At 61.5% G+C, this 17456-nt stretch carries 16 protein-coding genes; 11 read left to right on the top strand and 5 right to left on the bottom strand.

What is annotated here, in order from left to right:
• Nucleotides 1-46 precede the first annotated feature (46 nt).
• Together DDE76_RS00070 and DDE76_RS00065 are read left to right on the top strand one after the other, a co-directional pair.
• On the top strand, nt 47-592 hold the full coding sequence (locus DDE76_RS00070; RefSeq protein ID WP_104892219.1) for a DUF924 family protein: 546 nt from the start codon (nt 47-49) through the stop codon (nt 590-592).
• A gap of 62 nt (nt 593-654) precedes the next feature.
• Complete coding sequence (locus tag DDE76_RS00065; protein WP_104892218.1) at nt 655-834, top strand: hypothetical protein; 180 nt, start codon at nt 655-657, stop codon at nt 832-834.
• A 36-nt stretch (nt 835-870) separates the two neighbouring features.
• Here the strand turns inward: DDE76_RS00065 and DDE76_RS00060 are convergent, their stop codons facing one another.
• Entirely contained in the window at nt 871-2667 is a 1797-nt protein-coding gene (locus DDE76_RS00060; RefSeq protein ID WP_104892217.1) for an ABC transporter ATP-binding protein, read from the bottom strand.
• Nucleotides 2668-3471: 804 nt separating this feature from the next.
• A complete protein-coding gene (locus DDE76_RS19995) occupies nt 3472-3600 on the bottom strand; it encodes a hypothetical protein (RefSeq protein WP_281261849.1) in 129 nt (42 codons plus the stop codon).
• Nucleotides 3601-3759: 159 nt separating this feature from the next.
• On the opposite strand from DDE76_RS19995, the gene DDE76_RS00055 reads away from it, so the two are divergent.
• The gene (locus tag DDE76_RS00055; protein ID WP_425430608.1) at nt 3760-5010 is read left to right on the top strand and encodes an aminopeptidase; all 1251 of its coding nucleotides are present in this window, start codon (nt 3760-3762) and stop codon (nt 5008-5010) included.
• Between the two features lie 21 nt (nt 5011-5031).
• Here the strand turns inward: DDE76_RS00055 and ppk2 are convergent, their stop codons facing one another.
• Complete coding sequence (gene ppk2, locus DDE76_RS00050) at nt 5032-5886, bottom strand: polyphosphate kinase 2 (RefSeq protein WP_104892215.1); 855 nt, start codon at nt 5884-5886, stop codon at nt 5032-5034.
• A gap of 87 nt (nt 5887-5973) precedes the next feature.
• On the opposite strand from ppk2, the gene DDE76_RS00045 reads away from it, so the two are divergent.
• The gene (locus tag DDE76_RS00045) at nt 5974-7266 is read left to right on the top strand and encodes a sensor histidine kinase (RefSeq protein WP_104892214.1); all 1293 of its coding nucleotides are present in this window, start codon (nt 5974-5976) and stop codon (nt 7264-7266) included.
• A gap of 152 nt (nt 7267-7418) precedes the next feature.
• On the opposite strand, the gene DDE76_RS00040 is transcribed toward DDE76_RS00045, so the two are convergent.
• Nucleotides 7419-7958, bottom strand: a complete 540-nt coding sequence (locus DDE76_RS00040; protein WP_104892213.1) for a GcrA family cell cycle regulator — start codon at nt 7956-7958, stop codon at nt 7419-7421.
• 385 nt (nt 7959-8343) lie between these two features.
• Here DDE76_RS00040 and DDE76_RS00035 point away from each other — a divergent pair, with 385 nt between their 5' ends.
• The 6 genes from DDE76_RS00035 to DDE76_RS00010 all read left to right on the top strand — a co-directional run bounded on the left by DDE76_RS00035 (nt 8344) and on the right by DDE76_RS00010 (nt 15382).
• Complete coding sequence (locus DDE76_RS00035) at nt 8344-9543, top strand: aspartate aminotransferase family protein (protein WP_104892212.1); 1200 nt, start codon at nt 8344-8346, stop codon at nt 9541-9543.
• 131 nt (nt 9544-9674) lie between these two features.
• Nucleotides 9675-10607 (top strand): ornithine carbamoyltransferase, encoded by a 933-nt coding sequence (gene argF, locus DDE76_RS00030; protein ID WP_104892211.1) that lies wholly within the window; start codon nt 9675-9677, stop codon nt 10605-10607.
• Between the two features lie 183 nt (nt 10608-10790).
• On the top strand, nt 10791-11792 hold the full coding sequence (locus DDE76_RS00025; protein WP_104894772.1) for an Hsp33 family molecular chaperone: 1002 nt from the start codon (nt 10791-10793) through the stop codon (nt 11790-11792).
• Between the two features lie 111 nt (nt 11793-11903).
• The gene (locus DDE76_RS00020) at nt 11904-12623 is read left to right on the top strand and encodes a helix-turn-helix transcriptional regulator (protein ID WP_104892210.1); all 720 of its coding nucleotides are present in this window, start codon (nt 11904-11906) and stop codon (nt 12621-12623) included.
• 178 nt (nt 12624-12801) lie between these two features.
• Complete coding sequence (locus DDE76_RS00015; protein WP_104892209.1) at nt 12802-13452, top strand: acyl-homoserine-lactone synthase; 651 nt, start codon at nt 12802-12804, stop codon at nt 13450-13452.
• Between the two features lie 13 nt (nt 13453-13465).
• Entirely contained in the window at nt 13466-15382 is a 1917-nt protein-coding gene (locus DDE76_RS00010; protein ID WP_104892208.1) for a glycosyltransferase family 2 protein, read from the top strand.
• On the opposite strand, the gene DDE76_RS00005 is transcribed toward DDE76_RS00010, so the two are convergent.
• Nucleotides 15313-16347, bottom strand: a complete 1035-nt coding sequence (locus DDE76_RS00005; RefSeq protein WP_104894771.1) for a sulfate/molybdate ABC transporter ATP-binding protein — start codon at nt 16345-16347, stop codon at nt 15313-15315. The two genes, DDE76_RS00010 and DDE76_RS00005, sit on opposite strands and share 70 nt — an antisense overlap.
• 300 nt (nt 16348-16647) lie before the next feature.
• Between DDE76_RS00005 and DDE76_RS19450 the strand changes: the two genes are divergently transcribed.
• Nucleotides 16648-16800 (top strand): hypothetical protein, encoded by a 153-nt coding sequence (locus tag DDE76_RS19450; RefSeq protein ID WP_157955592.1) that lies wholly within the window; start codon nt 16648-16650, stop codon nt 16798-16800.
• The last annotated feature ends 656 nt before the right edge of the window (nt 16801-17456 follow it).

Genomic DNA, 17456 nt, shown 5'->3' with positions numbered 1-17456 from the left:
CCAGGGCATGGGTGATGGGTCACCCACCCGACCACAGGAGCCGAGCATGCAATCTCTTCAGGACGTCATCGATTTCTGGTTCGTCGAACACGGGCCTGATGACTGGTTTGGCGGCAAGCCGGAGTTCGACACCGCCCTTATGGATCGCTTCGCCGATCTGCACCCGCAGGTGGCGCGCGGCGAAGCCTGGGCCTGGCGTGAATCACCAGAGGGGCGTCTTGCCGAGATCATCGTGCTCGATCAGTTTTCGCGTCAACTCCATCGCGACAGTGCCGAAGCTTTTGCCCAGGACAAAATGGCGCTTGCGCTGGCCCAGGAGGCCGTTGCCGGCGGGCACGACATGGCCGTCGCGCACGAATGGGCCATGTTCTTTTACATGCCCTATATGCACGCCGAATCCCTGGTCATCCAGAATGAGGGCGTGAAGCTGTTCGAAGCCTATGGCAACGAGAACAATCTCGATTTCATGGTCAAGCACCGCGATACCATCGCCCGCTTCGGCCGCTTCCCCTTCCGCAACAAGGCCCTGGGGCGGGACAGCACGGCCGAGGAGCTGGCCTATATGAATGAAATGGGCGACCGGGTTTTCTGACCCCCCGGCAAGGCGAAACGCATCCTTGTCCCTTGCGTTGGTCTTTCCAAAGGAGAGACCCCATGGATATCGCCGGACCCGCCCTTTGGCTCATCGTCCTGACCATTGGCGTCATCGTGCTTGGTGTCGCCATGGCCTATGGCATGCGCCGCAATCGCGATCGAACCCTGTCCGAAAAAATCACCACCGAGGTGGAAACCAGACGCGGCTATGAAAAGCAGGACAAGAACGAGCCTGAATAGAGAAGGGGCGATGCATCCCATCGCCCCTTTCGTGTCTTAGGCCACCAGGCCCTTGGTCAGCTCCAGCGCCTGGCGCTCGAACAGGCGGCGATAGATTCCGCCATTGAGACGGATAAGCTGCTCGTGATTGCCTTCCTCGACAATTTTGCCCTTGTCGAACACCAGCAGCCGGTCGAGCGCCCTGACGGTCGAGAGACGGTGCGCAATCACCAGCGTGGTGCGGCCTTCCATCAGCCGTTCCATGGCCTGCTGGATCATCACTTCGCTCTCGCTGTCCAGGCTCGATGTTGCCTCGTCCAGGATCAGGATCGGCGCATCGGCCAGGAACGCCCGGGCAATGGCCACGCGCTGCCGCTCGCCACCCGAGAGTTTCACACCACGCTCACCCACCAGCGTCTCATAGGCCTTGGGCAGGTCCATGATGAAATCATGCGCATTGGCCTGTTTGGCCGCCTCGATGATCTCGCCACGGCTGGCGCCCGGGCGGCCATAGGAGATGTTCTCCGCCAGCGTCCGGTGAAACAGGATCGGCTCCTGCTGCACAATGGCGAGCTGGCCGCGCAACGAGCTTTGCTGGTGCTCGGCAATGTTCTGGCCATCAATGGTGATCGCCCCGTCATTGACGTCATAGAGCCGCTGGATCAGCTTGACGAAGGTCGTCTTGCCCGAGCCCGAATGCCCCACCAGCCCGACCCGCTCGCCAGGCTTTATCTCGACCGAGAAGTCGCGATAAAGCGGGGTCGGATGCGCGCCATACTGGAAGGTCACGTTATCGAACTTGATCCCGCCTTCACCAATGGCGATCGGCGTGGCCCCGGCCTTGTCATCGATCCCCAGCGGATGGGCATAGAGCGCCACCAGTTCTTCCATGTCGTTCACCGAGCGCTGCAGATTGCGGATATGCATCCCCACGTCGCGCAGATGCCCTGAAAGCAGGAAGAACATGGTTAGGACAAAGGCGATGTCGCCCGGCGTTGCCTGGCCTTGCGTCCACAGCCACAGCACCAGCCCCAGAATGGCCGTCTGCATGCTGGCCATCATGATGCCCTGCACACCGCCCGACAGCGTGCCGCGCTTCCAGGTGCGGCGGGTCCGGTGGTCCCATTTGCCGATCACCTGATGCAGGCGCTGTTCCTCGCGCGTCTCGGCGCCAAAGGCCTTGACCACATTGTTGCAGCTTACCGCATCGGCCAGCGCCCCGCCCATGCGGGTATCCCAGGCGTTAGCCAGCGTGGCGGCCGGCGCCACATAGCCGGTCGAAAGCGCCACGGTCACCCCGATATAGACCAGCGAACCAACGCCCACCAACAAGCCCATCACCGGCCAGTAGGACCCCAGGATCAGCGTTGCCCCCACCAGCATGATGGTCGAGGGCAGCAGCGCCACCAGCAGGGTATCGTTCAACAGGTCGAGCGCCCACATGCCGCGCGTGATCTTGCGCACCGTCGAGCCGGCAAAGGCATTGGCATGCCAGTCGGTCGAAAACCGCTGCACCCGGTGAAAGGCGCTGGCGGCAATTTCCCCCATCATCTTGAGCGTCAGCGCAATGATGTTGAGAAACACGAACTGGCGCAGCACCACCGATGCCAGATAGAGCACCGACATGGTGATGAAGGCAGTCAGCGCCGCCGTCAGCGCGTCATTGCTGTCGCCGGCAATCGCGTCGACCAGCTGCCCGGCATAAAGCGGGCTCAGGGCTTCGGCCAGCGTGGCCAACAGCACCAGAAGGGCAATGGCGGCCACACGCCAGGGCTGGCCCTGCCAGTGACGAAAGGTAAAGCCGAGCACGTTGCGAAAGGCATCGGCACGGAAATCGAGCTTCTTGCGACTCATTTGCTGTCTCCGGTGCCGTTCTCCAGCAACCGGTTCCTCAAAAAGGGAAGAATAGAGCGCAGTTTGGGCCTGAACGGATGACGCCCGAAGGCTGGCTCAACTGCTGGAAAGGACGGAAAAACCGCGTGTGGTCAGGCCGGAAGGGCGGACCACGGGGAGCAAGGACCTAAATTCGGCGCTTGCCCGCGAGGGGAGAGTACATCACTGCTGTCATGCAACGCCTCCCTAGGTTCAAAATTGAAGCGGCGAACGTTTTGTAGCCAAACCGTTCGCCCTTGCCAATGCCATAAATGTGATCAGGGCCCTTGGTGATGCAGGCCGGCAACAGACGGCCGGTCCTGCTTCGGGGTCTCGGGCTCTCAACGCATTGAGGAGACAGGCTATTTACAAAGTAATCTCCGGCCCCAAATCCTGCCCCATACTCTCGCCCATTCCTCTCGCGTCAGGGCGGCCTGCAGCGACCAGCTTCGGGCTGTGCCGCAGGCAAAACCTCCCCAGTGGGGAGGTTTTAGGCAAGAAGGCCATAAGCGCTGTGCGCGAATGGCCGAGGAGGGACAGCCGGGCGTGGGGCAGTCGCGTGCTCACACGGTCTGCGGGTCGGCGGTTGATAGCCTGGTTTCATGGGCGGCACATTGCGATGTCGTCCCCAGGATAGACCTTGCCAAGTTACCCGCTAACGAGAAAACCCGGCATCCCGAGACGGTTTTCGTCTCATTATTATTTTCGAGACTGAGGCCGTCTCGGGACTCCGCTCTGCTCTCACAACCGCGACGCCAATGGGCCGGGCGGCGCGCCGTCGCGCGCTCAGTCGATCTGGCGCGCTCCGGGTGCGATCATGCCCTTGGTCTGGATTTGGGCATAGGCCACGGCCAGCGCAAAGACACCAAAGATGCAAAGGACGGCTGCAATAACAAGAATGGTGCTGGTCGACATCGGAAACCTCCAAATTCGGATGGCTTTCATTTCCCACCCGCTCGGCGTCGCCGGCTTGATCAGGATCAACAAATTTGCCGAATTTTCCCGGGTGGCGCGGCGCGCGAGGGGACGATAGGCTCGTGCCAATCGATTCAAGAGCAAGAAGGCATCAGCCCCGTGAGCAATTCCAGCACGTCCCCCATCGATCCGGTCAAGCTCGACAAGCTCGGCGAAGTCGCCATCAAGGTCGGCCTGCAACTGGCCGAGGGTCAGGATCTGATCATCACCGCCCCGATGACCGCCGCGCCCCTGGTGCGCCGCATCACCGAACATGCCTACAAGGCCGGCGCGGGTCTGGTGACCACCATCTATTCCGACGAGGAAGCGACCCTGTCCCGCTTCCGCCACGCCAGGGACGCCAGTTTCGACCGCGCCGCCGGCTGGCTCTATGCCGGCATGGCCGAGGCCTACAAGAACAACGCGGCGCGCCTCGCCATCTCCGGCGACAACCCGATGATGCTGGCCAATGAAGACCCCGAAAAGGTCAGTCGCGCCAACCGCGCCAATTCGGCCGCCTATCGTCCGGCGCTGGAGCTGATCACCGGCTTTGACATCAACTGGAACATTGTTTCCTACCCCACGCCCAACTGGGCCAAGCTGGTCTTCCCCAACGATCCAGAGGACGTGGCCATCGCAAAATTGGCCGACGCCATTTTCAAGGCAAGCCGGGTCGATCAGCCCGATCCCATTGCCGCCTGGAAAGCGCACAATGCCAATCTCCAGGCCCGCTGGACCTGGCTCAATGGCAAGAAGTTTTCCGCGCTCAAATATACCGGCCCCGGCACCGACCTGACCGTCGGTCTCGCCGATGGCCATCGCTGGAAGGGCGGCGCCTCCGAAGCCAAGAACGGGGTCACCTGTAACCCCAATATTCCCACTGAGGAAGTGTTCACCACCCCCCATCGCCTGCGCGTTGAGGGCACGGTGTCGGCCACCAAGCCGCTCTCGCACAATGGCACGCTGATCGAGAACATTCAGGCCCGGTTCGAGGAAGGCCGCATGGTCGAGCTCAAGGCCACCAAGGGCGAGAATGTCTTCAACAAGGTGCTCGACACCGATGAAGGCGCCCGGCGCCTGGGCGAAGTGGCTTTGGTGCCCCACTCCTCGCCGATTTCGGCCTCGGGCATCCTGTTCTACAACACGCTCTACGACGAGAACGCGAGCTGCCACATCGCCATGGGCCAGTGCTATGCCGATTGCTTCGAAGGCGGCAAGGATTTGACCTCGGACCAGATCTTCGCCCAGGGCGGCAACAAGTCCCTGATCCATATCGACTGGATGATCGGCTCCGACCAGGTCGATATCGACGGCGTCCACGCCGACGGCTCCACCGAGCCCGTCATGCGCAAGGGCGAATGGGCGTTCTGATTGACCTTTTGAAGGGGGAGATTACTCCCCCTTCAACTCCAGGAATTCCTCGGCGCTCAGCACCAGCTTGCGGTCGATTTCGCCGATTTCCTTTTCGTCCTTGCCCTCATAGTCTAGGCCATGCAGCACGGTGCGGATGGCGTTGAGCCTCAGGCGCTTCTTGTCATTGGCCCGGATCACCGTCCATGGCGCATGCGCGCTGTCGGTTTCGCGCAACATCCTGTCCCGGGCGACAGAGTAATCCTCCCACTTGGTGAGGGCCTTAAGATCCACCGGTGAGAGCTTCCAGGTCTTGAGCGGGTCATGGGCCCGGTCATGGAAACGCTTCAACTGCATTTCCCGGCCAATGGAGAGCCACAGCTTGAAGATCGTGATACCGTCCCTGGTCAACTGCTTTTCAAAGTCCGGCGCCTCTTCAAGAAAGCGCGTCGTTTCCTCCGGCGTGCAGAACCCCATCACCGGTTCGACCACCGCCCGGTTGTACCAGGAGCGGTCGAACAGCACCATTTCCCCGGCCGCCGGCAGCCAGTCGACATAGCGCTGGAAATACCATTGCGTGCGTTCCCGATCATTGGGCTTGGGCAGGGCCGCGATGACATTGTAGCGGGGGTTGAGGTTCTCCAGGAACCGCTTGATCGTCCCGCCCTTGCCGGCGGCGTCCCGGCCCTCGAAGACGATGATCGTGCGCGTACCGGCCTTGGCCATATGCGCCTGGTGCAGCACCAACTGCTTTTGCAGCTTGTGGAACTGCGTGTCATAATCGTCTTTGTCGAGTTTGTCCTCATAAGGGTAGGCTCCCGATCCGAAGGCTGCCTTCTTGATGGATTTGGGCAGGTCCGGGTCGTTGATATCAAAGCCGTCAATGGGATCGGTCACGCTGTCTCTCCGTTGTCACATAGACCGTGCTATGAACCCGGCTCCCGCGCAAGAGGCGGGCTCATTGCATTGATTCGACCTCCCGACATGGACGACCTGAGAACCACACATCTGACACGCAGGCCCGCCAACGCCTTGGTGCGCCTCGCCGGGCAGGTGCCGCTGCTGCTCGGTCTGGCGGGCTTGATCATTGCCTTTGTGGTCTTTGGCGGATTGCGCATCGATCTGGCCCTGATCGGCTATCTTGTGCTGGTCGGATTCCTCGCCATGCTGCCCCAGCCGGTTGTCACAGTCACGCGCACCCTTGAGGTGCCGGCCCCTGCGCCGGTCCAGCCCGTTGTCGAGCAGGACATGCTGCCTGCCTTCGTCGAGGCCCTGGGCGATCCGGGCCTGGTGCTCGATGGCCGTGGCGCCGTGTTGCATCGCAATGGCGCAGCAGCGCGGCAATATCCCAGCCTGCAACTGGGCCGGGTGATGACCCTGGTCATGCGCAATCCCGATCTGGTTGCAGCCATAGAGGGCTCGCAGCGAACCGGCGAACCACGCAGCTTCGAGCTGCATGAAACTGTGCCCTCGGAAACCTGGGACCGGGTCGTGGTCGCGCCGATCCGTCGCCCGGACCGGGATTGGTTTGCCGATGAAAACCGGCAATTGCTGGTTACATTCCAGAGCCTGACCGAACTCAAGCGCGTTGACGCCTTGCGCACCGATTTCATCGCCAATGCCAGCCACGAGATGCGCACCCCGCTTGCGTCCCTGGTCGGCTTTATCGATACTTTGCTCGGCCCCGCGGCCCGCGATGCGGCGGCGCGGGAAAAGTTTCTTGGCATCATGCGTACGCAGGCCGAGCGCATGAGCCGGCTGATCGATGATCTTCTCAGCCTCTCGCGCATTGAAATGCATCAGCATGTGCGACCGACCGGTTCGGTGGATCTGACGGCCTTGTTGCGCGAAGTGCGCGAGGGCCTGCAGACCCAGGCCAAAGCCGCCCAGATCGACGTGATTCTGACCGTGCCCCAGGCGCCGGTCACCGTCACCGGGGATCGCGGGCAGCTCTACGAAGTTTTCGAGAACCTGATCGACAACGCCATCAAATACGGCGCCGACGGCAAGACGGTCGAAGTTGAACTGATCGACATCGACCGCTCAGGCCTCAAGCATTTGGTCAGCGTCACCGACCATGGTCCCGGCGTTGAGCCCGAACACGTGCCGCGCATGACAGAGCGCTTCTACCGCATCGACGCCGAAGCCAGCCGGAAAAAGAAGGGTACCGGTCTGGGCCTGGCCATCGTCAAGCACATCATTCAGCGTCATCGCGGTCAGATGAGTATCCGCTCCAAGCCCGGCGAGGGTTTGCGCGTCGAGGTTCTGTTGCCCTGATACCCGGCTGCACGGCCCATCTTGTCCCCGCAGGTGCGGACAGATGCTAGGCTATGGCGGTGAGAATTCAGCGGGGAACCGACCATGTCCATCATTAGTGGCACACAAAAAAGGCGCCCCGTGGCGCCTTCTTGTACAAGCCTGTCAGCGCCTCAGCGCTTTTTCTTGTCGAGCTGGTGATAGGCCCGGCGCGAATGGAACTCGCAATAAGGACCACTTTCCAGGCTGTGCTGGCCGCAGAAGTAGAAATCTTTGGTCAGCGGATCGCCGATCGGCCACTTGCAGGTGCTTTCGCTCAGCTGCAGCAGGTTGAGACGCTTGTCCTCGGGAATGAAGAGTTCAGCGGCGGCCGGTGCCACATAGAGCTCGGTATCCATTTCCGGGCTGGCGGCTAGTGCCGTTGCCCCCATGACCTGTGGACGGGACATGGACACACGGGGCTTGGCACTCATCGTGCTGGTGCTCGACGAACTGGTTGAGGGTCGACGCGGCGCCGAGGGTCGTGCTGCCGGACGCGACCGCGGCGCGGTATTGGTGGGCTTGGCCCGGGCCGAGAGCTTGAGGCGATGGACCTTGCCGATCACGGCATTGCGGGTCACCCCTTCGCCCAGCTCCGCGGCAATCTGGCTGGCACTGAGGCCTTCCATCCAGAGCTTTTTCAAAAGTTCGACGCGCTCGTCCGTCCAGCCCATCGGTTGCGCTCCTGAAACCATCGTCAAAACAGAATCCTTCATTGTGCAGCCAGAGTGGCGCTGGCTGCCATATCGACTCTACAGCTCGTATGTTGAGCGGGTCCGCCACACGAGATATCGTGTCCCCAACGCCATGGAGATTACGCCATCGGCGGAATCAGGATCAAGAGTCGGGCCCGATTTTCCCCGTTTATTCATTGGTTAAAATTGCCCTAACGATCCTTGAGTCAAATCAGGCACTTGGCGGGTTGCAGATTGACTTTGTGGCTCCATTTCGCCTAATTCTCGGGCCCAGATGCGCGGCCGAGAGGGCGCGTTTTTGGTTTGTGTGGCAGCTTTGCCACGCTTGTCACCAGCCAGTCTTCAGCCAAAAGGGAAATTCATCATGTCTGCGCTCTACGGCACCTATGCCCGGTCCGATCTCGCCTTCGAGCGGGGCGAGGGCATGCGCCTGTACGACCAGCACGGCCGGGAATTTCTCGACTTCCATTCCGGCATCGCCGTCAACGCCCTGGGCCATGCTGATCCCCATCTGGTGGCCGCGCTCAAGGCTGCGGCCGACAAGGTTTGGCACACCTCCAATGTGTTCACCATTCCCGAGCAGGAACGGCTGGGCCAGAGGCTGGTCGACAGCACATTTGCCGACAAGGTCTTTTTCACCAATTCTGGCGCCGAGGCGCTCGAATGCGCCATCAAGACGGCCCGGCACTACTTCTATTCCAAGGGCGAGCCTGATCGTTACGAAGTGATTGCCTTTACCGGCTCGTTCCATGGCCGGACCCTGGGCACCATCGCCGCCGGCGGCAATCCCAGCTATCTCGAAGGCTTCGGCCCGCCAATGCCCGGCTTCAAACACGCCGCACCCGGCGATCTCGAGGCCGTCAAGGCGCTGGTTGGCCCGCAGACCTGCGCTATCCTGATCGAGCCGGTGCAGGGTGAGGGCGGCGTCACAGCCATGAGCAGCGAGTTCCTGCAAGGCTTGCGCCAGATCTGTGACGAGCATGGCCTGCTGCTCATTTTCGATGAGGTGCAGTGCGGTTTCGGCCGGACCGGCCGGTTTTTTGCCTTCGAATGGGCCGGCATCACACCCGACATCGTGGCCGTGGCCAAGGCCATTGGCGGCGGTTTCCCATTGGGCGCATGCCTCGCCACTGAGGCGGCTTCCGCTTCCATGGTGCCGGGCACACATGGTTCCACCTATGGCGGCAACCCGCTGGGCTGCGCCATAGGCAATGCTGTGCTTGACCGCATCCAGGCGCCCGGTTTCATGGATCACGTCGCGCAGATGGGCCAGCGCTTGGCCTGGCATTTGCAGCAGCTCGCGCAGAAATATCCCGACTACGTGCTCGAACTGCGCGGCAAGGGCCTGCTTGCTGGCATCAAGATTGCGCCGCCGGTGCGCGATTTCGTGGCGCGCCTGCGTGACGACCATCAGCTCCTGGCTATCGGCGCAGGCGACAATGTGTTGCGGCTCTTGCCGCCGCTCATCGTTACCGAGGCCGATATCGAGGACGCCATGAGCCGGATTGGTGCTGCTTTCGACGCCATTGAGGCCGAAACCGCCGCCACGGCAGCGGCGGGCTGATCGTCATGCTGATCTTCTATCATTTTGGACGACGCCGAGGCGCTGCCTGACCCCTGTCCGGCGGGCCGCCTGCCCGTCGCGGACCGCTTTTCGTCCAATTCCATTCAAGCGTCACAAAAGGACCCCGGCCCATGAACTCGACCGGTACCCAAAGACATTTTCTCTCCATCGATGATTTTTCCTATGCCGAACTGCGCGGCATGCTCAACCAGGCCGGTGCGCTCAAGGCGCGTCTCAGGGAAGGCGATCGGCCCCAGCTCCTAAAAGACAAGGTGCTGGCCATGATATTCGAACGCCAGTCCACCCGCACCCGGGTCAGCTTCGATGTTGGCATGCGCCAGCTCGGGGGGCAGACGATCATGCTGTCGGGTCAGGAAATGCAACTCTCCCGCGAGGAAACCCTGGCCGATACCGCCCAGGTGATGAGCCGCTATGTCGACGCGATCATGATCCGCATCCTCAGCCACGCCGATCTGCTTGAGCTGGCCGAGGCCGCCACGGTGCCGGTCATCAATGGCCTGACGCGCCGCGCGCATCCATGCCAGATCATGGCCGATCTGATGACGTTCGAAGAGCATCGGGGCAATATCAGGGGTGCCAAGGTGACCTGGGTGGGCGACAGCAACAATGTCCTGCATTCCTGGGTCAATGCGGCCGAGCTGTTTGGCTGCGAGCTGACCATCTCGGTGCCCGAGGAATACAGCCCTGAAAAGGATCTCAAGGAAGACATCAAGCGGGCTGGCTCTGCCGTGCGCATGGTCGAGGATCCGCGCGAAGCCGTCCAGGGGGCGGATCTGGTCATCACCGACACCTGGGTGTCGATGGGCGACACCGATGCCGCCGAGCGGCGCCGCATCTTGAAACCCTATCAGGTCAACACCAATCTAATGGCCTTGGCGAACAAGGACGCCCTGTTCATGCACTGCCTGCCCGCCCATCGCGGCGACGAGGTAACCGATGAGGTGATCGATGGTCCCCAGTCGGTGGTGTTTGACGAGGCCGAAAACCGCCTCCATGCCCAGAAAGCCGTTTTGTGCTGGGCCTTCGGGGTCGAAACGAACTAGACGGGTTCTCGCCCGTCGATGCTGAACCATCAAAGCTTTCACCCCCGCGCGAGCGGGGGCGTCTGTTTGAGCGGGCAGGGCGCGTGCCGGCGTCTTGCTGCCATGCCAGGGGTTGGGTAGCGCGTTTGGCCTTCAAGGCGTAGCCTTTGGAAAGACAAGTGAATAATGACCACGGAACAGACCATGACTGACAACCTGCTCTCCAGCCTGGGCCTTGATCGCCCCGAGACCGGTGACGACGCCGTGGTGCCCTTCACCCTCGACAGGCTCGATACCCGCGGTCGTGTGGTGCGCCTCGGGGCCGCGCTCGATACCATCCTGAGCCGCCACGACTATCCATTGCCGGTCGCCCGGCTATTGGGTGAGGCGGTGGTATTGTCCGCACTGATCGGTTCCTCGCTCAAGTTCGAAGGTCGCTTCATCCTGCAGACTCAGACCGATGGTCCGGTCAATCTCATCGTGGTTGACTTTGATGCGCCCGATGGCATGCGCGGCTATGCGCGCTTTGACCACGAGGCCTTGCTCAAGGCTGCCGAGGCCGGCAAGACCAGCCCCGCCGACCTGCTGGGCAAGGGGCATCTGGCCATGACTATCGATCAGGGCCAGCACACCGAGCGCTATCAGGGCATCGTGGCGCTTGACGGCAACTCGCTTGAAGAGGTGGCACACACTTACTTCATGCAGTCCGAGCAGATCCCCACCCAGGTTCGGCTTGCCGTGGCGCAGATGTCGACCAGGGGCGACCATCGACCGCGTTGGCGCGCTGGCGGCATGCTGATCCAGCATCTGCCGCCCAATGGCCTGTCGGCCATGGCCGATCTGCCCGGCGATGGCGATTTCGACAACCCCGACATGGTCGACCCCGATTTTGTCGAGGCCGATGGCTGGTCCGAGGCCAAGGCCCTGTTGGGCACGGTTGGTGATCTGGAATTATCCGACCCGGACCTGTCGCCAGAGCGTCTGCTGTTCCGCCTCTTTCATGAGACGGGTGTTCGCGTATTTCCGCCTCAGGATCTTGAGGAACGCTGCACCTGTTCTGCTGATCGCATAGAAGACATGCTGGCCAATAGTTTCTCTGACGAGGAGCGGCGGGACATGGCGGTGGATGGTGAAATCGAAGTGGTGTGCGAATTCTGCTCGACTGCTTACCGGTTCAATCCCCACCACTTCCATTCGGAAAGTTAACGCATTGTCAGGTTGGCATTTTCCTTGAGATGCCAACCTCATTCTACTTGCCTTCCAAAAAGAACAGGGTCAATGTTCCCGCATTCAAACGGCTGAAGGGGGAATGCCGGGATGAATGCCGATCTGATGTCCACGATCGAGGACATCCAGCACCAGACGACCGTCAGCGCCATTCTCGACATCATGTATCGCGCCATAGGCAATTATGGTTTCGAGCGCTTCATCATTTCCGGCCTTCCCGATCCGGGCATGGATGTGCGCCCCTTCGTGCTGCTCTCGGGCTGGAAGGACGAGTGGTATGAGCGTTATACTGGGCTGGGCTACGTCCATCTCGATCCGGTCGCGCGGCACTGCTTCTCGACCACATTGCCTTTCGACTGGTCCGAAGCGCCCTATGACCGGGAAAATGACGTACCTGCCCGACGCGTTATGGATGAAGCCCGCGACTTCGGCATGGACGAGGGCTTCTGTGTGCCTGTCCATATGGAAGGGGGCATGCAGGGCGTTGTGTCTCTTGTTGGCAATCCAGGCCATCTCGACGAAAAGGGGCGTTTCGAGCTGCATATGCTCTCTCTTTATGCTCATGGGCGATTGCGCTACCTCAATGGCCCGGCCGGGCGCCCGCGTGGCCGCCGTGTCATTACCCCCCGTGAGGCGGAGATCCTCAAATGGGCGGCGGCTGGCAAAACGGCCGCCGAGATCGCCGAAATCACCGGGCTGACCCCACGCACCATCAATCAGCATTGCGAGAATGCCCAGAAGCGCATGGGCACCAGCAACCGCCTGCACACGGTGGTCGAGGCCATCCGCCACAAGCTGATTACACTCTAGATCGGCCCGCAGCCGCGCTGGGATGTTGGTTCATTTCCCCTGATTGCGGGTCAGTCCTTTGCGCGATCCGTCGCGCCCTCGGAAAATTTTGCGAAAACCTGTGATTTTTACCAATTTCGTTTCGCTGTTCGCCTGTGCCTAATACGGCTTTGGATGCCGGTGTCTTGGGGGCAGACCGATGAAATTGCACATCGTCCGCAGTCCTGCGGACCGGCAAGGCCGTGACCTGTTGGAACAGAGCTTTCGTCTGCGCCACAGGATCTTTGTCGAAATGGCAGGCTGGAGCGCCTTGCGCCGTGACGATGCGCGCGATGTGGACGCCTTCGACAATGACGATGCCACCCATATTTTGCTTTCCGATTCCGGCGTGGTGGTAGGCGGGTCCCGCCTCACCCCACTGAATCGGCCGAACTTGCTGCAGACTGTCTTTAACGGGTTAGTGCAAGGAGACCTCCCCGCCCACCCTTCGCTTGGGGCCGATTGGACACGTTTTTACGTGCATCCCGATCGACGCGAAGGCCGGCGGCGCGCTCCCGAGTCTGCAGCCCTTTTCTGCGCGGTGATGGAATATGCCCTGTCGCAGGGCTATAGCTTCATCACCTTTGTCTCTTCCATCTCCATGCTTGAGCATGGCACCGCGGTGGGGTGGCGCATAACCCCGCTGGGGGATCCTGTCTTCAGCGATGGCAAGCCCATCGTAGCGGCCTGGATCGAAGTATCCGAACAGGCCTTGCAGAATGTGCGACGGACCACCGGGATGAGCAAGCCGCTCGTCCCGGTTTTTTCTTCGCCAGCCCCCATGTGGCCTGACGGACCCCAGCCGGCCTGACGGACTTTTTGGCATGTCCCAGGCTGTCGCCCTTGTGCAGACAATTCTTGGCCCGCAAGCTTCGGTGGATCGGGCGCGGGCGACCTTGGATCAGGCGCTGGCGGCGGAAGTAGATCCATTGCATTGGTGCGCCGTTCATCTCGAACTGCCCGCGGCAGAGATCATGGCGCGGGCGGCCGGTTGGGCTGGGCTGAGCTTTGTAGATACCGTACCAAGACAGGGTGAGGCCCGCCTGGAACCCAGCCGTATCGACGCGCTGGGCGAGGTCCGTTTGTTCCGGACACGCCTGCATGACCGAGAGATAGCCTTTGCCGCACCAGATTTCCCGGGCGTACTGCGCCTGGCCCGGCTCCGGCAGGAGCGACCGGATCTGTGCCGCACGATCTTCCTTGTGCCAGAACCCGCCCTGCGCACCTTTCTGGTGCATCAGGCTGGCCCGGCCCTGATCGATGCAGCACGGCAGAACATGGCGCGTTACTGGCCGCGTGCTGCCGCGCAACTGGAACTGACCGCGCCAGTCCGGCACGGGTTTGCCGCAATCCTGGTGCTGGCGCCCCTGGCGATCCTGTGCCTGCCTCTGGTCGGGCCGGCCGTCCTGGCACCCATCTGGTTTGCCCTTGTCATGCTGCCAACCCTGCTGCGGCTGTGTGCGCTGGCCGTGCCGCGGCAGAGAGAGCACCGGACGCTTCACCGGGTGGATAGTGCGGACTTGCCGGTCTATTCTATTTTGGTTCCCCTCCGCGACGAGGCCAATATGGTGCCTCAGCTATGCCGGACGCTGCGGCGACTCGACTATCCGGGGGAAAAACTCGACATCGTCTTTGTGGTGGAAAGTCGCTCCCCCGGCACCATTCAGGCGCTCCATCGACACCTGCGCGATCCGCGCTTTGCGGTTCGGATCGTGCCCGATGCCCTGCCGCGCACCAAACCCAAGGCGCTCGATTTCGCCCTGCCATTGTGCCGCGGAGAATTCGTCGTGGTCTATGACGCCGAAGATCGCCCCGAGCCCGACCAGCTTCGGCGTATCGTGGACCAGTTTCGCCGGCAGCCCGAACTGGAGTGTATTCAAGCCCGGCTCGTCATCGACAATGCTGACGAAGGCTGGTTGGCCGCGCTCTTTGCCGGAGAATATGCCGGGCTCTTCGCTGTCCTGTTGCCGGCGCTGGCGCGCTGGGGCCTGGTGATGCCGCTGGGCGGTACCTCCAACCATTTCCGCCTGGAGACGCTGCGCCGTTTGGGCGGCTGGGACGCGTTCAACGTCACCGAGGATGCTGATCTGGGCGTGCGCCTGGCGCGCCGCAGATTGCGCTGCGCCACCAGCACCGCCCGCACCTTCGAAGCCGCTCCGGTCCAGCTCAGACCCTGGGTCGGCCAGCGGACCCGCTGGATGAAAGGCTGGATGCAGACCTATGCGGTGCATAATCGCTATCCCGGGGACCTGCTGGCAGACCTGGGTTGGCGCGGCATGGCCGGAGTTCAACTTGTTCTGCTCGGCATGGTGCTGACCCCGTTGCTGCATGCCGGCTTTCTGCTTTCCCTGCCCATACTCTATTTTTCCGGCCATTTGGCTGGACCGGTATTCCATCCCTGGCCACTGGCCTGTCTTGCGGTGCTGTTGCTGGGCAGCGCGGTGGCGATTGCGACCAATCTGGTGGGATTGGTGCGCAGCGGACAGGCGGAGGTGATGTGGTGGCAGGCCCTGGTGCCCGCCTACTGGGCCTTGATTGCGTTCTCTACCGTGCTGGCCCTGCGTGAATTCACCCAAAGGCCATTCCACTGGTTCAAGTCGCCGCATCAGGCGAGCGCGGTATCAGCCCATTCGGCAAAGGGCGGAGCTGAGAGACGGGATATGCCCGTAAGTCAGCCGGCTGGAAACAATCGCCAGCGCCGGGGGCGGAAGCCGATCCGGGATCGCTCTGCGGCCGGGTGATCAAAGGGCAGGTCGATCTCGACCCGGTGCGACGAGTGTGACAGCTCGACTTCCAGGCGCCGCGTCCCGCCAACCCGGCGGCTGGCAACGACCGCGCCACCAAGGGCCGTATCACCATCTACCAGCTCCACATCATGCGGACGGAAGAACAATTGACCCGCGCCTGTGGCGCCCGGCGCGGCAAGGTCCAGCGTCTGTCCCGCGAGCTGGACGCTGCCATTCTCAACAGTGACAGGCAACCGGCTCGACTCCCCGATAAATCCGAACACAAAGGGAGAGGCCGGCGTGTCGTAGATTGCGTCGGGGGTTCCCACCTGTTCGATCCGGCCCTGGCTCATCACGCACAGCCTGTCGGCGAGCTCCAGAGCTTCTTCCTGGTCATGCGTTACAAACACGGTGGTGTGCCCCGTCCGGTCATGGATTTCCCGCAGCCATTTGCGCAATTCGCGCCGCACCTGCGCGTCGAGCGCGCCAAAAGGTTCATCGAGCAGCAGCACGCGCGGCTCAATGGCCAGAGCGCGGGCCAGCGCCACCCGCTGGCGCTGCCCGCCCGAAAGCTGGCTGGGAAAGCGCTTCTCAAGGCCGGAAAGCTGCACCAGATCGAGCAATTCCATCGCCCGGCGGCGGATTTCGGCGGCAGCGGGGCGCGTGGCCCGGGGGCGCACCTTGAGGCCGAAGGACACGTTCTCCAGGATGTTCATATGCCGGAACAGGGCATAGTGCTGGAACACAAAGCCGATATTGCGCTCCTGCACGCTCTTGTCCGAGGCGTCCTCGTCGCCGAACAGGATACGACCGCTGGTTGGCCGTTCCAGGCCAGCAATGAGGCGCAACAAGGTGGTCTTGCCCGATCCGGATGGGCCGAGCAACGCGATCAGTTCGCCCGAATGGATATCCAGCGACACATCGTGCAGCGCCGGAAACCGGTCGAATTCCTTGCGAACCTTTTCTGCGCGAACGTCCATCTTGCTGCCCATCGACCTGTTGCTGGCGGTATTCGGAACAAATTTACGCCCATCGCAAGGGGGCTAATCCCCCAGGGCCATGAATTTTTCCCGCCCCTTACGGTCGGCGCCAAATTCTCCCAATATTGCAGAGGCAGGCAGCATCGTGGTCCAGCTTGAGCAAGGCTGCCCCCATCTTCGACCTAACCTTTTGAATTGAATACACCTTGGTAATTTTCCACGCGTTCATCCCGCAGCCTTATTGGGGCAATGTCGGGCCAGGCATGGTGCACTCGTTCTTTCAACCGAGGAGCTCCTCCCATGAACAAGTTCATCATCCCTGCCACCCTGGCTGTCTTCACTCTTGCGGCCGGCGCCCCGGCTTTTGCCGCGCCAGACATCATCTTTGACTACACAGGGGCCTGTGTGCGGCAGGACATCACCGCCCAGGGTTTCAACGTGACCGATGTGTAAGAATGGGGTGAGCTGATCGTTGCCACTGTCGTCGACGATCAGGGCCACTCGAGTTTCAAGTTCTTCGATCCCGATACCATCGCACTGGTGCGGTGATGCTCATAAGGGGGACGGCCTTGCCGTCTCCCTGTGTCCATTCCTGTCTGGCCAGGACCTGCAGTTTGGACCGAGCGCGGAACGGCGAGTGGAAAGATGCAGGTCGGACCGGATGCAATGACAACGCAAAGCAATGCAGAAAGATCGCCGAGGTGCAAAAAGCCCTGAAAATGCGGGGGCTTGAATTCACTTATGCACAAGGCCCGCACCGCCGTTTGAAGAAATGTCATCTTTCTTTCACGAGGGGTGTTGACGGCCAGATGGGGCTCCCCTATAACCCCGCTCGTTGACGACGCAAGTGCCTCCGGCGCTTCCACTGACAACGATCCTCAAAGGGCAGAGTTGCTGCCGGTTCGCCGGACAGGAAATGCTGTTCCCTGACGGAATAATGGAGAGTGTAAACTCTCACCGACGCTTTAGTCCTTGCGGACATTGGGTCAGCTCTTTGACATTGTGAAGAATAGAAGAAAGAGAAACGTGGACGGCGAGGTTCTTGCGAACTGGTTTGGAAGCAATTCCTGACTGGTTGTAAAAGACTTCGATGGGTGCACGTTTTCTGA

This window comes from Devosia indica, from assembly GCF_003056405.1.
Taxonomy (GTDB): Bacteria; Pseudomonadota; Alphaproteobacteria; order Rhizobiales; family Devosiaceae; genus Devosia; species Devosia indica.
Note: the sequence above shows the minus strand (reverse complement) of the source record. Positions and strands in the feature narration are given on the sequence as shown.